Source organism: Vibrio sp. 10N.261.54.A5 (assembly GCF_041471145.1).
Taxonomy (GTDB): Bacteria; Pseudomonadota; Gammaproteobacteria; order Enterobacterales; family Vibrionaceae; genus Vibrio; species Vibrio crassostreae_C.
This window is the reverse complement of sequence record NZ_JBFRNU010000002.1, coordinates 1-13,837: the sequence shown is the minus strand read 5'-3', so window position 1 is coordinate 13,837 and position 13,837 is coordinate 1. Positions and strand designations below refer to the sequence as shown.

The 13,837-nt window shown below is 44.9% G+C and carries 13 protein-coding genes; 6 read left to right on the top strand and 7 right to left on the bottom strand.

Annotation, left to right across the window (positions count from 1 at the left end):
• Positions 1 to 123: 123 nt before the first annotated feature.
• Positions 124 to 1,323 carry an enolase C-terminal domain-like protein gene (locus AB4329_RS00455; RefSeq protein WP_004732372.1) on the bottom strand — a complete coding sequence of 400 codons (1,200 nt, stop codon included), beginning with the start codon at positions 1,321 to 1,323 and terminating at the stop codon, positions 124 to 126.
• Positions 1,324 to 1,583: 260 nt separating this feature from the next.
• Between AB4329_RS00455 and AB4329_RS00450 the strand changes: the two genes are divergently transcribed.
• The 3 genes from AB4329_RS00450 to AB4329_RS00440 all read left to right on the top strand — a co-directional run bounded on the left by AB4329_RS00450 (position 1,584) and on the right by AB4329_RS00440 (position 4,746).
• Positions 1,584 to 3,017, top strand: coding sequence for a PTS transporter subunit EIIC (locus AB4329_RS00450; protein ID WP_017068132.1), 1,434 nt, complete (start codon positions 1,584 to 1,586; stop codon positions 3,015 to 3,017).
• A 113-nt stretch (positions 3,018 to 3,130) separates the two neighbouring features.
• On the top strand, positions 3,131 to 4,099 hold the full coding sequence (locus AB4329_RS00445; RefSeq protein WP_372132126.1) for a sugar kinase: 969 nt from the start codon (positions 3,131 to 3,133) through the stop codon (positions 4,097 to 4,099).
• 17 nt (positions 4,100 to 4,116) lie between these two features.
• Positions 4,117 to 4,746: a bifunctional 4-hydroxy-2-oxoglutarate aldolase/2-dehydro-3-deoxy-phosphogluconate aldolase gene (locus AB4329_RS00440; protein WP_050052612.1), complete on the top strand. Its 630-nt coding sequence runs from the start codon at positions 4,117 to 4,119 to the stop codon at positions 4,744 to 4,746.
• Between the two features lie 98 nt (positions 4,747 to 4,844).
• On the opposite strand, the gene AB4329_RS00435 is transcribed toward AB4329_RS00440, so the two are convergent.
• From AB4329_RS00435 to AB4329_RS00410, 6 genes are all read right to left on the bottom strand, one after another.
• Entirely contained in the window at positions 4,845 to 5,996 is a 1,152-nt protein-coding gene (locus AB4329_RS00435) for a M20 aminoacylase family protein (protein ID WP_048662515.1), read from the bottom strand.
• A gap of 24 nt (positions 5,997 to 6,020) precedes the next feature.
• Positions 6,021 to 6,983: a DMT family transporter gene (locus tag AB4329_RS00430; RefSeq protein WP_048662516.1), complete on the bottom strand. Its 963-nt coding sequence runs from the start codon at positions 6,981 to 6,983 to the stop codon at positions 6,021 to 6,023.
• Positions 6,984 to 6,986: 3 nt separating this feature from the next.
• Positions 6,987 to 7,982 (bottom strand): DMT family transporter, encoded by a 996-nt coding sequence (locus AB4329_RS00425; protein ID WP_048662517.1) that lies wholly within the window; start codon positions 7,980 to 7,982, stop codon positions 6,987 to 6,989.
• A gap of 80 nt (positions 7,983 to 8,062) precedes the next feature.
• Positions 8,063 to 9,025: a DMT family transporter gene (locus tag AB4329_RS00420; RefSeq protein ID WP_048662518.1), complete on the bottom strand. Its 963-nt coding sequence runs from the start codon at positions 9,023 to 9,025 to the stop codon at positions 8,063 to 8,065.
• A 26-nt stretch (positions 9,026 to 9,051) separates the two neighbouring features.
• The gene (locus AB4329_RS00415) at positions 9,052 to 9,822 is read right to left on the bottom strand and encodes an aspartate/glutamate racemase family protein (RefSeq protein WP_017068125.1); all 771 of its coding nucleotides are present in this window, start codon (positions 9,820 to 9,822) and stop codon (positions 9,052 to 9,054) included.
• 95 nt (positions 9,823 to 9,917) lie between these two features.
• The gene (locus AB4329_RS00410) at positions 9,918 to 11,081 is read right to left on the bottom strand and encodes a M24 family metallopeptidase (protein WP_372137560.1); all 1,164 of its coding nucleotides are present in this window, start codon (positions 11,079 to 11,081) and stop codon (positions 9,918 to 9,920) included.
• A 324-nt stretch (positions 11,082 to 11,405) separates the two neighbouring features.
• Here AB4329_RS00410 and AB4329_RS00405 point away from each other — a divergent pair, with 324 nt between their 5' ends.
• The 3 genes from AB4329_RS00405 to dpaL all read left to right on the top strand — a co-directional run bounded on the left by AB4329_RS00405 (position 11,406) and on the right by dpaL (position 13,776).
• Positions 11,406 to 12,083 (top strand): transcriptional regulator, encoded by a 678-nt coding sequence (locus tag AB4329_RS00405; RefSeq protein ID WP_017068123.1) that lies wholly within the window; start codon positions 11,406 to 11,408, stop codon positions 12,081 to 12,083.
• A gap of 22 nt (positions 12,084 to 12,105) precedes the next feature.
• Positions 12,106 to 12,489, top strand: a complete 384-nt coding sequence (locus AB4329_RS00400; protein ID WP_004732389.1) for a RidA family protein — start codon at positions 12,106 to 12,108, stop codon at positions 12,487 to 12,489.
• Positions 12,490 to 12,597: 108 nt separating this feature from the next.
• On the top strand, positions 12,598 to 13,776 hold the full coding sequence (dpaL, locus tag AB4329_RS00395) for a diaminopropionate ammonia-lyase (RefSeq protein ID WP_372137559.1): 1,179 nt from the start codon (positions 12,598 to 12,600) through the stop codon (positions 13,774 to 13,776).
• Positions 13,777 to 13,837: the final 61 nt, after the last annotated feature.

The following is a 13,837-nucleotide window of genomic DNA, read 5'->3' as shown; positions in this document are numbered from 1 at the left end:
CATCTAATATTATTCATTTAATGATACTAGAAATATACTTACCAGATAATACGTAATATCTGGTAAGTATATTAAATAAGAAAATGGCCGCTTATAGCGACCATTTGATATTAAAAATACGAGTTAAGGGGTATGAATCGCGCCATCAGGAAGGCGACTTTGAGTCCACTCGTGGGGGCGATACATAACAGGGAACTCGGCTGCAACCTCTCGGTCGATTTCAACACCAATACCTGCGATTTCAGAAGCGTATAAGTAGCCATTAATTGGCTCTGCAGCGTTCGGGAATACCTTGTGTGTATTCTCGTTGTACTCGACATGTTCTTGAATGGCAGCATTGTGTAAATGCACATTCAAATGCGTGTTTACCGCTGCGCCAATTGGCGTCATATCTGGCGGGCAATGCCATGCAATACGAACACCGAAGTTCTGACATAGATGGCCGAGTTTCAGAGCTGGGGTAATACCACCAATCTGTGAAACATGGCAACGAATGAAATCAATGCGGCGGTTAGCAATCAATGATTTCCACTCTTCAGGGTTATTAAATAACTCCCCTAAACCTAATGAAACTGAGCTCTGGCTGCGAATATTATCCAACCATTCCGTTTGATTTGGCGGCAGAATATCTTCAATGAAATACGGCTTATATTGCTCGACTTCCTTCGCAAATTGTATCGCTTGGTTCGGGAATAGGCGCTCATGAACATCATGAAGAATATGGAATTGATTACCATATTTCTCTCTCAGCGACTTAAACATCGTTAGAGTATTATCCATGTACTGATCTTGGTCGTAGTACGAACCTTCAGTCGGGTTTTGAGTGGTATGCAAATCCGTTGGAACGCCGCCATAGAAACCAAGCTGACAACGAATGTGCTTGTAGCCTTTGTCTAGGAAAGATTCCACCAGCTCATAAATCCCTTCCATCGTGTCGCTCGTCGCGTGTGTGTATACAGGAATAGCATCACGAGACTTACCACCAAATAACTGGTGTAACGGCATACCCGCCAATTTGGCTTTAATATCCCACAGTGCCATATCAACACCGGAAATTGCATTATTGATAACAGGGCCATTTCGCCAATAAGCGTTGACCATCATCATTTGCCATAAGTCTTCAATATTATTGGCGTTTTTACCAATAAGAATAGGTTTTAAATATTCATCGACCATTGTTTTTACAGCAAGCGGTCTTTGTTGGAATGTCGCACAACCAAACCCTGTCACGCCTTCATTCGTTTCAACTACCACGGTAATGAGGTTGTGTCTGTCTGGTTTAGTAATAATACAATGGATATCAGATATAATAGTTTCTTTCACAATTAAATAACCTAAACTTAAGTCAACTCCTATTATCTAACCGCTTTAAAAACCACATTTCAAGCGCTAATTTTGCGTAAAAATAATTGGTACGTTAAGTGATTTTTTTTGATAACCAAAACATACCAATTGGCCAAAAACGGTGAAAAAATAATTTTTCGGATTTTAAGTGTGATTGAGATCTCTTTTTACTCCGTTGGATTTAAATTGGTTGTCGTTATGATTGCTCGAGTTAAATATATTCCAATAACAGGTGTAGTATGCAAATGGTAGAAAAAAGTGATGCCGTTATTAATAACTCGAAGTCATCATCGAAGAAGAAAAATTTCAAAGAAAATATACAGTTATTAATCACTGCACTTGGTGGTGAAGACAATATCGTGAGTATCACGCACTGTATGACAAGGCTGAGATTCAAATTAGCAGACGAGTCGCTGGTAGACGAAGAAGCAATCAAGCAGATCGCAGATGTGAAAGGTGTGGTACTTCAACAAGGCCAAACTCAAGTCATCATCGGTGTTGAGGTCGAGAAGTGGTTCAACGCGCTATCAAACACTCAACAAGCTGACGCTAATCCGGCTGATGAACTAGAGAAAGGCAAGCTGTTCCAAGGCGTGATGCGTATTGTCGCAGGCATCTTTGGTCCGGTTGTACCCGCAATCGCTGGCGCGGGTATGTTGATGGGCCTGTTGTCTGGTCTTATTGCAACCAATGTTATCTCTGAAACCTCAGACACAGTTTATTTCTTCCGCTCGATCTCTGTTGCTGTGTTCTTCTTCTTACCTATGCTGGTTTCTTTCTCTGCCGCTAAGGTATTCAAAGTAAACGAATACATTGCGCTTGCTGTCTCTTCAGCAATGCTAGCGCCTCTGCTTGTTGATAAAGCAACAATGCTAAAAGACGCAGGCGCTGCACCTGAGCTGACGGTTCTTGGCGTGGTTCCTATTGAGCTGCTCAACTACGGCGGCGCGATTGTTCCTGCGATTCTAGCAATCTGGTTATTGTCTAAAGTGACTCCGTTAGTTGACCGCCTAGTTCCTTCTTCTGCGAAGCCTGTATTTACACCACTGCTTGCCTTTACGGTAACTTCGACCATCACGCTATCATTTGTTGGCCCTGCTGGTATCTGGCTAAGTAATGGCGCAGGTTGGGTGATGAGCTCACTACTGGAAATCTCTCCGACGTTAACAGGCTTTGTGTTTGGTCTAACTCGCCCGATCACCATCGTATTTGGTATCCACCACAGCATGACGCCAATCAGTCTGAACAACTTTGCACTGTATGGTAAGGATCTACTTATGCCAATCATGTGTTTGGGTAACATGGCAATTGCTGGCGCGACAATGGCTATCTGGCACAAGCAACGTAAAACGGTTTCTAAAGAGCAATCTTCAATTACGATGGGCTCAAGTGTTACCGCTATCTTAGGCATCACGGAACCGGCTCTATTTGGTGTACTCACGAAATACACCAAAGCGATGATGACCGCGAGCTTGGCTGCAGGCGTGTTCGGTGCTATCTCGGTAACAATCGATACGCACTTAACAAGCTACATTCTTTCTTCTGTATTCAGCTTGCCAGCTTACCTTGCAGGCGGTACGCAAAACTTCATTCAAGCACTGATGGGCGTGGTGGGTGTATTTGCACTGTCTTTCGTCCTAACGATGTTGTTCGTAAAACTAGACAACAAGTAATCGGCTAGTCTCACTCCCGTAAGATTAGAATCGAAAAAGCATGACCATATCTCATTATGGTCATGCTTTCCTCAATACGAACAAACCCAACCTTTCCTTTCTAAGGCTATATTATGACCCACATCGCAATCATCGGTGAGTGCATGATTGAACTGAATGGGGCTCCATTTGGCGACATGCATCAAAGCTATGGTGGAGACACATTAAACGCGGCAATCTACTTGAACCGCAGCGCTGCGGTTAGCAACCCCATGAACTGCAATAACACTGCGAATCCAGCGATGCGAACTAGCTATGTCTCGGCGCTTGGCTCTGACGCTATCAGCCAAGAGATGCTTAACCGATGGCAAGATGAAGGACTATCAACCGAATTCGTGCTTATTGACGAGCAGCGTTCACCCGGGCTCTATCTCATTCAACTCGACGATGTTGGTGAGCGCACCTTCCTATACTGGCGCAACGATTCGGCGGCTCGCTACATGGTACAGCACCCCGATTTCGATAAGATAGCCAACCAACTTCACGATGTTGATATGGTGTTTCTGAGTGGTATTTCCCTCGCGATATTGCCACACAGCGATCAGTTAAAGTTACTCACTATCATCGAAGGCCTACGTGAACATGGCGTTACCATCGCCTTTGATAGTAACTACCGACCAAAACTATGGGAATCAGAAAGCGCGACTAAAGAGTGCTATCGACTGGGTTATCAAACCACTGATATCGCCTTGGTTACCTTTGATGATGAACAGCAACTATGGGGCGACCAAACACCTCAAGACACCATCGACCGACTACACAGGCTTGGCGTGCAGACCATCATTGTAAAACTCGGTGCTGAAGGCTGTTTGGTCAGTGAAACTCCAGCCCAAACACCAAGCCTAATTGAAACCACGCCAGTAGAAACCGTGGTTGATAGCACTTCAGCAGGCGATTCATTCAATGGCGGATTCTTGTCTTGCTATCTATCTGGCGGCTCTGTTCAGCAAGCCTGCCGCAAAGGCAATGCACTGGCGAGACTGGTCATTCAACATCACGGCGCAATCATCCCAAAACCCATCACCGACACTCTTTCAAACTGATATTAAGAAGTAAACCCATGTCTACAATTAACGAACAGCTAAAAGCACTTAAAGTTATCCCTGTTATCGCCATTGATAACGCAGAGGATATTATCCCTCTAGGCAAAGTATTGGCTGAGAATGGGCTTCCCGCCGCTGAAATTACGTTCCGTTCAGACGCCGCTGTTGAAGCTATCCGACTGCTTCGAGAAGCTCAGCCTGACATGCTGATCGGCGCGGGCACCATCTTGAACCGTGAGCAAGCACTCGCAGCAAAAGAAGCGGGCGCAACGTTTGTGGTTTCACCGGGCTTTAATCCGAACACAGTTAAAGCATGCCAAGAGATCGGCATCGATATCATTCCAGGTGTGAACAATCCAAGCACCGTTGAAGCAGCACTTGAGATGGGACTAACGACTCTCAAGTTTTTCCCTGCCGAAGCTTCAGGTGGAATCAGCATGGTTAAGTCACTCGTTGGCCCATACGGCGATATTCGACTCATGCCTACAGGCGGTATCACGCCATCAAACATCGATAACTACTTAGCAGTGCCTCAAGTATTAGCCTGCGGTGGTACATGGATGGTCGACAAGAAACTCGTTGAAAATGGAGAATGGGATGAGATTGCCCGCTTAACACGCGAGATTGTTGAACAAGTGAATCGCTAAGCAAACTAATCCAAGCCAGCCAAACTGTTCACCAATTTGAGAACACCTTAGATACAAAAAGAGCGAGAAGTTAGCCTCTCGCTCTTTTTTTCATCAACTTACTGTGACAATTGTTGTTCTACCAAAGTCTTCCAGAATCCGACACCATGCTCCAGAATATTATCGTTGAAATCGTAGTGTGGGTTATGGAGCGCAGTGCCTCCACATTCACCAACACCATTCCCAACTAGCATATAGCACCCTTTTACTTCGCGTAACATGAACGAGAAATCCTCACTAATGGTGAAGCGTTCACAAGCTCCATTCACATTCTCTTCACCAACAACCGCTTGTGCTGCTTTCACTGCATGAGCCGTCTCTTCAGGCGTGTTAATCGTTGATAAGAAGCTGTTGTTGAAGTGGTATTGATAATCAACACCTGCCGACATGCACTGGCCAGCGACGACACGCTCAATCGCTTTCTCAATTTTATGCAATGCTTGATCGGTAAAGCTGCGAGTGTCACCAGAAATAGTCACTTGCGAAGGAATCACATTCACGGTGCCATTAGTAACAAAATTAGTCACCGAGATAACCGCCGTCTCATCAATGGCGCTCAAATTACGCGAAACGATGGTTTGCAGTGCTGTGACCACCTGAGATCCAACAACAATCGGGTCGGTTCCCATGTGTGGCATCGCCGCGTGACCGCCCGTCGCTTTGATCACAATCTCAAAACTGCTTTCACTTGCCATAAGCGAGCTTGGACGAGTCACAAATTTACCTTCTGGGATACCCGGTAAGTTATGCATCGCGTAAATCGCATCCATATTCCAACGAGTGAACAGGCCATCAGCGATCATCGCTTTCGCTCCTGTGCCTCGCTCTTCATCTGGTTGGAAAATGAAGTACACAGTGCCATCGAATTGCTTACTGGTTGCTAACTCTTGCGCCGCACCCAGTAGCATCGCGGTATGGCCATCATGTCCACAAGCGTGCATCGCTCCTTCATGTTTTGAAGCGTGACAAAAAGTGTTCTGTTCATGAATGCGCAGCGCATCCATATCCGCACGTAGACCAATCGAGCGATCGCTTGTGCCATTTTTCAGAATTCCAAGCACACCTGTTCCGCCAATACCACGGTGAACTTCAATGCCGAACTCTTCGAGCTTGTTCGCTACAAATTCAGATGTTATGAACTCTTCAGTACCGAACTCTGGGTACTGATGTAAATGGCGGCGCCATTCTGTAACGTTGGCAATGTTAGTCATGGAAACTCCAATAAATACTTAAAATTAATTTGTTAAAACTGTTTTAGATGTCATCTCGCGGGACTTGTTGGATGCAGCAAACAGCATCATTGCCACAATAATCAAGCCAACAGCCAGCGCCCTAAAAGGTGTGATGGGTTCTCCAAACACCAAAACAGCGATGAAAAATGCAGACATAGGGATCAGATTTAAAGCCATACTGCTGCCTTCAACACCAACACGCTCTATGCCGTATATGTATGCGATGTAGCCCAGCCCTGATACAAAGCCACCTAGCACGATAATGCAGAGTAACGACCAAGAAGGGCGAATTACCAGTAACAGGCTTGGTACATCAATGCCTGAAACCAGTAAATAAATGAAAAATCCAACCGCCGCAAAACCAAATTGATAATGCATGGTGCAAGTTGCACCGTATTTTTCTGCAAGCTGAGCGCGCAAATGAGTCACCGACGCAAAGCTCAGCACACTCAATAGACAAATCAGGTGCCCGATGTTTACTCCTCTATCTTGAGACGTAAACGGAGGAGCTAGCACTAACATGCTGACGCCAACCAAAGCGATTCCGCTAGAGACGATTTGCATACGAGTAAATCGAGCGCCGTAAAAAAGCTGACCTATCGCCAAGATAGCAATGGGAACAAGTCCCTGAATAACGCCATTTTCTGACAGTGAAATATAGTCCAACGAGAGAAACGAAAGAAAGCTAAACAAACCTTGGCCAACGACACCACATACCAACAACTTGAATAGATCGCTCCGATTATCCCAACTAAACGCCAACTTCGGTTTGCTTTGAGTTTTCTTGTGGATCATTGCTGAGAAAATCAGGACTAAAGATAAAACAAAGAATGCCATCATGTAGCGTAGCCACACCAACAATCGCGCATCAATGGTTTGTAATGGCAAGGTAGCTAATGCGCCCTCAGAGCCCCATAACAACCCCACGCCAATCGCTGCCATCCAACCTTTAGTCACTGATTTCATCACTTAGCTCGCTTCTGGTGTTGCTTTTTTATCGCACGCTAAATTTTCTGAAGATTGTTCTTCCTGCTTTGTCTCAAACTTCGTGAACACGTAAAGTGCGACCACAATTAATGAAACAACGATGGTTTTGCCCATTGCCATCTGTTCGCCAAGTGTTAAAACCGCCACTAAGTAGCCAACCAAAGGCATGAGATTTAATGCCATCGTTGCCTTTTCGACACCGATACGCTTGAAAGAATACAATTGAATCAAGTAGCTACCGCCAGAGATACCCGTACCTAAAAAAATAAGCAAAGCAATTAACAGCGGGCTAGAGAAGATAATGTAAATCTGAGATAGGTCTAAGCCCATGGTCAATACAACGATGATGCCCATTACTGCAACTGAGATGTATTGGTAAAGCATAGAAACAACTGAACCGTATTTGTCCGCTAAACTAGCTCGTAAGTGAGCTGTCCACGCTAACGCCAGCATTGAACACGTCACGTAAACGTAACCTAGTAGTGGCGTACCACCTTCAATGGAGTTTGTCGGACCAACACTCATTGCGTAAATACAAACCGCCGAAGCAATAAAAGCACCCCACTGAATCTTGTTCATGCGGAAGTTCATAAACATCATGCCAAAGAAAACCGTCGCGAACGGCTGCATGCCTTGAATAACACCGTTTTCAGTCGCACCAATGTGAGAAAGAGAAAGGAAGTTGAACAGTGAAAACACCCCTTGTCCAACGATGCCACAAAGCGCAATGCGACCAATATCTTTGGTATCGATCTTTAACGAAGAACCCAAGTCAGCGCTCAAGCTTTTACTACGTGATGTAAAAAAGAAAATGATGGAAAGGCCAATTACCGCAGTAACGTAGCGGAAAAATACCAATGTCATCGGGTCAACAGCCATAGAGAGCGGCTTAGATACCACCCCAGTTACGCCCCAGATACAGGCAACAGCAATGGCAGCAGTCCATCCTAAAAATGTGTCTCTGTTTGTTGTGTTCATCTGTCTATCTTCCATAATTTTTAGGTAACGGCGGTGCGCACACCGCCTTATTACTCATAATTTTATTTAGTGGTTTTTCGCTAGTTAACGTCTGTCGCCGTTTTCAGCTGAGGCGCTTTTTTCTTCGCCTTACCAAACTTCATGAACAACATCATTGAGCCAATAACGACTGCAATCGCTAGTAGTCGCATTGGCGTTACCGCTTCACCGAGAGCAAACACAGCCAGGACGAAAGAAGACAGAGGCATCAAGTTAAGTGCCATACCCGTTCCGTCTACGCCAACTCGTTCCATTGCATAGATGTAGATTAGGTAGCTGATACCTGAAATACCCACACCCAGAATTGCAATACAAGCAATACGAAGTGGAGAACTGAAAATACCGAGAGCTGAAGAGAAATCGGCGCCGACAACCAGTAGGTAAAGACCGAAGCCAATTGCCGCAAAAACAAACTGGTGATACATCGTCGCCACTGAACCATATTTCTCAGCAAGCTTGGCACGAGCGTAAGCCATCGTGGAGAAGCTCGCGGCACTACCCAGACAGATCAAGTGACCAATGTTAAACCCGCTGCCTTCAACAGAAGGGTCCATAACCAAAATAGCGACACCAACGAAGGCGCCAACAGCTGCCAAGATTTGTAGTGGTGTAAAACGCTCGCCGTGGCGAAGGAAACCGACACACAAAATGATGATTGGGATAAGGCCTTGGATCACGCCGTTTTCTGAAGCGGTAATGTAATCAAGAGATAGGAACGATAGAAAACTGAAAGCACCTTGACCAATAATGCCGCAACATGCCGCCCAGAAGATGTCGTGTCGGTTTGCCCAATTAAGTTTAAAATCGACTTTTTTCTGTGGTTTACCCATCGCATTGCTGACTTGGATAATCACAAACAGAGTAATGAAAGCGACGGTATAGCGAACCCATACCAAGACTTGTGCGTCCATTACTTCTAAAATAGGTGTCCCTACGATCCACGGAATACCCCAAAGCATGCCAATGAAAATGGCAGCTAACCAACCTTTAGTTGTATTACTCATCTTAAAATTCCTTTATTCATTGGTTGCTATTGATTTAGCAATTGTCCGTAACCTGGACATTGAGCTTTGTTGCCGACTAAGTGCATGCAGTGCCAGAACATCGCAGAGTTGCTGCACACGACTGGGATACCAAATCGATCTTCAATCTCTTGAATGTGGTCAAGAACACGAAGGTTGGTGCAAGACATAAACACCACATCGGCACCAGAGCCCGGCAACATTTTGCTCAACGCTTCCATCATCGATTCCTTTGAAACCGTCGTGATGTCAGTGTCTTTCTCAATGCCAAGTGAACCTAAAACAGGGACTTCAAAGCCAGCGGCAGTCAGTTGTTGATAAAGAGGGAAATTCACTTCTGTTGGGTAGGGGGAAAACACGGCAACTTTCTTTGCACCCAAGTGCTTAAATGCGGCTTGAGCAGCTGTCCATGGGTTGGTTGCGGGAATATCACCGCGATTTTGTGTAAGAAGGTTAGCGACTTTTTCTTCACCGATAATGATAGAAGCTGAAGTGCAACCAAACGCCATGACATCCATGGGTAAACCCGTCGCTATTAGATCGGATGCTTCGCTGATACCAACCGCAATTTGGTCGAGCGCTTCTGGAGTCATTTCGCTGCTGTAATAAACACGGGAGCTAAACACTCCTGCTTGTGTGCCCAGTAATTTTGCCCAGTCCATCTCTAAAGAGTGGTCAGTACTTAGTTGCACTAAACCGATATGAACTCGACCAATCCTTGGAGCCTGAACGTGCTGTAATGGGATTTCAAATTGTCGAAACTGTTCTATTGTTTGCATGAGAAACTCGTATTTTTATAGTTTTTATGTGCTGACTCCAGAATCCAGAGTCAGCTTTTGTAGGGTGTTAAATTTGTACGGTGCTAAATTTTTAGCTAAATAATGATCAGTTCTGGTTCAGCTCGTTCGCTCAACCATTCAGCGCCGTCTTCAGTAATCACGATGTTCTCTTCGTGAACCATCGACTTACCCGGTGCGTAAACCATGCCCGGTTCTAGCGTCATCACCATGCCAGGCTTAAGTACTGTGTTGTCGGTAGCGGTGTTAGACGGACGCTCTGTCAGTTCCATACCTAATCCATGACCTAGACGACCAACGTCGTTACCCAATGCACCATTAGCTTCTAGTACTCCCCACATCGCGTTGTAGATGTCAGTCGTGGTTGCGCCCGGTTTCGCTGCCTCGAAGCCTTTCGTGGTCGCTTCGTAAGTAGCGCGGTATGCCGCTTTGGTTTGCTCACTCGCATGACCAAATGCCCAGTTACGGTCGAAATCAGAGAAGTAACCATCGCGTACAGCACCCGTATCGATGATCAACACATCTCCCGGTTCAATAATGCGATCGGTAGGACCCATGATGATGCTGTCATAACCATCAGGTCCTGAGCCTGCGATGATGTAAGGACATTCATCTGCACCTTCTAACAACATATCGATACGGAACTGTTTACAGATTTCACGCTCGGTCATGCCGGCTTTTGCATACCCAGGAATTTTGCTAAAGCCCACATTGGTAATACGACAGATTTCGCGAGTTTTTTCTATTTCAGCTTGTGATTTAATCTGACGAAGCTCATGCATCGCTAATGACACATCAACAAAATCTTTCTTAACCATGGTGGTTAATTTGAGGTAGTTATTTACTGGCATACGCAAGTGAGACTCAATCCCTAATGTCGCGCCAACTCTGCCGTGACGACAAGGTAAAGAGTTCAACGTGCTTGCAACCAAGCTAATGCCGTCATCTTCTGGCCTTGGTGAAGGCCAAGTAATGATGTTCTCAACCCATGTTCCTGCCATACCGCTAGCACCAATCTCAGGAACAATAGCAATAGGTTTACCTTCTGCTGGGATAACAACGAACCATGGTCTAGTTGGGCTGTGCCAAAACTGAGTGTGAAAACCAGTAAAATAGCGAACGTTTGGTTCCGTAGTAAAAATCATCGCGTCTAGCTTCATCTCATGCATAACTTTTTGAGCGCGTAATGTTCTGTTTTCAAACTCAGCTTGTTCAAAGCCTCGGTTTAGGTAGTTAGTCATTGGGGCCTCTAATTATTATTGTTGGGTCAGCAATTACGAACCGACCCTATAGTTCAATTTTGTTTACGTTACGATGAGCATCTTACTGACATTTTAGTTAAATAATGTGACCACAATCTCACAGTTAACTATAGTGACCCAAAAGCATCTAGAACCAGAATTTTTGTTGATTTCGATCAATTTTAGGTACTTATTTGTAACTTTAGGCTTGTGCAAGGAGCGAGTGTATAGTTTTATAGTTACATAAAGTTAATTGGCAACTTGAAATCCATCGAGTAACCAAAGATAATGAAAGGCAATTAAAGTTAACAACAGTGGTCTAAAATGAACGCATCAGCATATAAATCGTTTAACGTAGAATTCACCGACAATGACAGAGAGCATCTCGCACTGAACTTTCGCTTAGCCGAAACTATTGCCGACTTTATTGGTCCGCATTGTGAGGTAGTGATTCACTCATTCGAGAGCTTTGAAAAATCAGTGGTGAAGATCGTGAACGGTCATCACACAGGTCGAGAAGTAGGGTCACCTATCACCGATCTAGGGCTGAAAATGCTGAGTGTGTTTGAGAGCACTGGTGAGGTCACGCCAAAGAGTTACTTCACCACCAGCAAAGATGGGTCACTGCTTAAATCTACGACCTGTGTGCTAGCTGGAGAAAATGGCAAACCGATTGGACTATTCTGTATCAACATGAATTTGTCTCACCCGTTTCCTGAGATCATAAAAACTTTAATGCCGGACATTGCTCATGCCCCTGTGGGTGTGCATGAGAACTTTGGAGCTTCAACAACAGAAGTGATTGAGCAAGCACTTGAGCACGCTATTTTTGAAGTCGACAACGATGAGTCAGTCAACTTGAAAGGTCGAAACAAAGCCATTACCAAGCTATTGCTTGAGAATGGTATTTTCGAATTGAAAGAGGCGACAGCATTCGTATCTGAACGTCTTGGTATAACTCGCCACGCTATCTATAAATATATCCGCGAGTTTAGAGCTTAAAAATCCTATAAAGAGAAATGAAATGAAAACAAAAATCCATACAGATCTAGCACCTGCAGCAATCGGCCCATACTCTCAAGGCATGGCATTCAAAGACCTTATTTTCACTTCTGGTCAGCTGCCTCTTGATGCAAAAACAATGGCGTTTGTTGAAGGTGGCATTAAAGAGCAAGCTCGTATGTCACTAGAAAATTTGAAAGCTGTACTAGAGCAAAGCGGTGGTTCACTGGACACTGTTATTAAGACCACATGTTTCCTATCTGATATGGAAAACTTCGTCGCATTTAACGAGGTATACACAGAAGTATTCGGGACTGAGAATGCACCAGCACGCTCTTGTGTTGAAGCGGCTCGTCTACCAAAAGACGCATTAGTTGAAGTGGAAGCGATCGCTTACATCAAGTAATCGCGTAGCATTTTTCGCAATACTACCTGTCGCTATGAACGACTAAACAAGGTCATTGACCATCGCTTAATGACCTTTAATTCATCTGTCTGTATCTAAGTGTGTCCTATGTTAAAACTATCAAAAAATTCATTCTATACTGGTCAAGTCTGCGAACTATTCACCGCTTCTCAAGCCCAACAAGCGCGTGAGTTTCACCGCCAGATCGAAGGTTACCAACCTACACCACTTGTCTCTCTTCCTAACTTGGCAAAACAATTGGGCGTCAAAGCCATCTTGGTGAAAGACGAATCAAAACGCTTTGGTTTAAATGCCTTTAAAGTGCTGGGTGGCTCTTACGCACTTGGTCGTCAATTAGCTAAACACCTAGGTATTGATATCTCTGAGATCAACCTTAAAACGGTGGCTTCAAAATTAGATAAACCATTGGTATTTACTACAGCGACTGCGGGTAACCACGGTACGGGCGTAGCGTGGGCAGCTCGTGAAATGGGACAAAAAGCCGTAGTTTATATGCCAAAAGGCTCATCTCAAGCGAGTGTAAACCGTATCCAAGGCCTAGGTGCCGAGTGTATCGTGACAGAAGTTAACTATGACGACACGGTACGTATGGCGAACCAAACTGCGCAAGACAATGGTTGGATGCTTGTTCAAGACACCGCTTGGGACGGCTATGAAGAAATCCCAACATGGATTTCACAAGGCTACATGACAATGGCAGATGAAGCCGTTGAACAAGTTCAGGCATCAGAGTTTGGGTCACCCACTCACGTCTTTTTACAAGCAGGTGTTGGCGCAATGGCTGGCGGTGTATTGGGCTACTTAGTTGATAAGCTAGGTGCGGGCACTTTCGAAACCATTATTGCTGAGCCAGCTGCAGCAGACTGTATCTTCCGCTCAGGTGTGAAAGGCGAAATGGTCAATGTATCGGGTGAATTGAATTCGATTATGGCAGGTCTTGCTTGCGGTGAGCCAAATCCCGTGACTTGGCCAGTACTCCGCGATTGCAGCAACCATTTTGTATCGGTTGAAGACAGTGTTTCAGCGAATGGTATGAGAGTTTTAGGAAACCCATTACACGGCGATAGCCAAATTGTCAGTGGTGAGTCAGGTGCAATTACGTTAGGTCTGTTGTACCAACTTTGTCGTGAAGGTGCAGACCAAGCAGTACGTGATCAGCTAGGTTTAAACCAAGATGCAACCATCATGGTCTTTAGTACAGAAGGCGACACGAACCAAGCACGCTACCGCGATATAGTTTGGAACGGTTTGCATCAATCGAACTAATTGATATCTAAAAGACACCAAAATAACAAAGCCACAGCAAACTGAACTGACCCCCAATAGT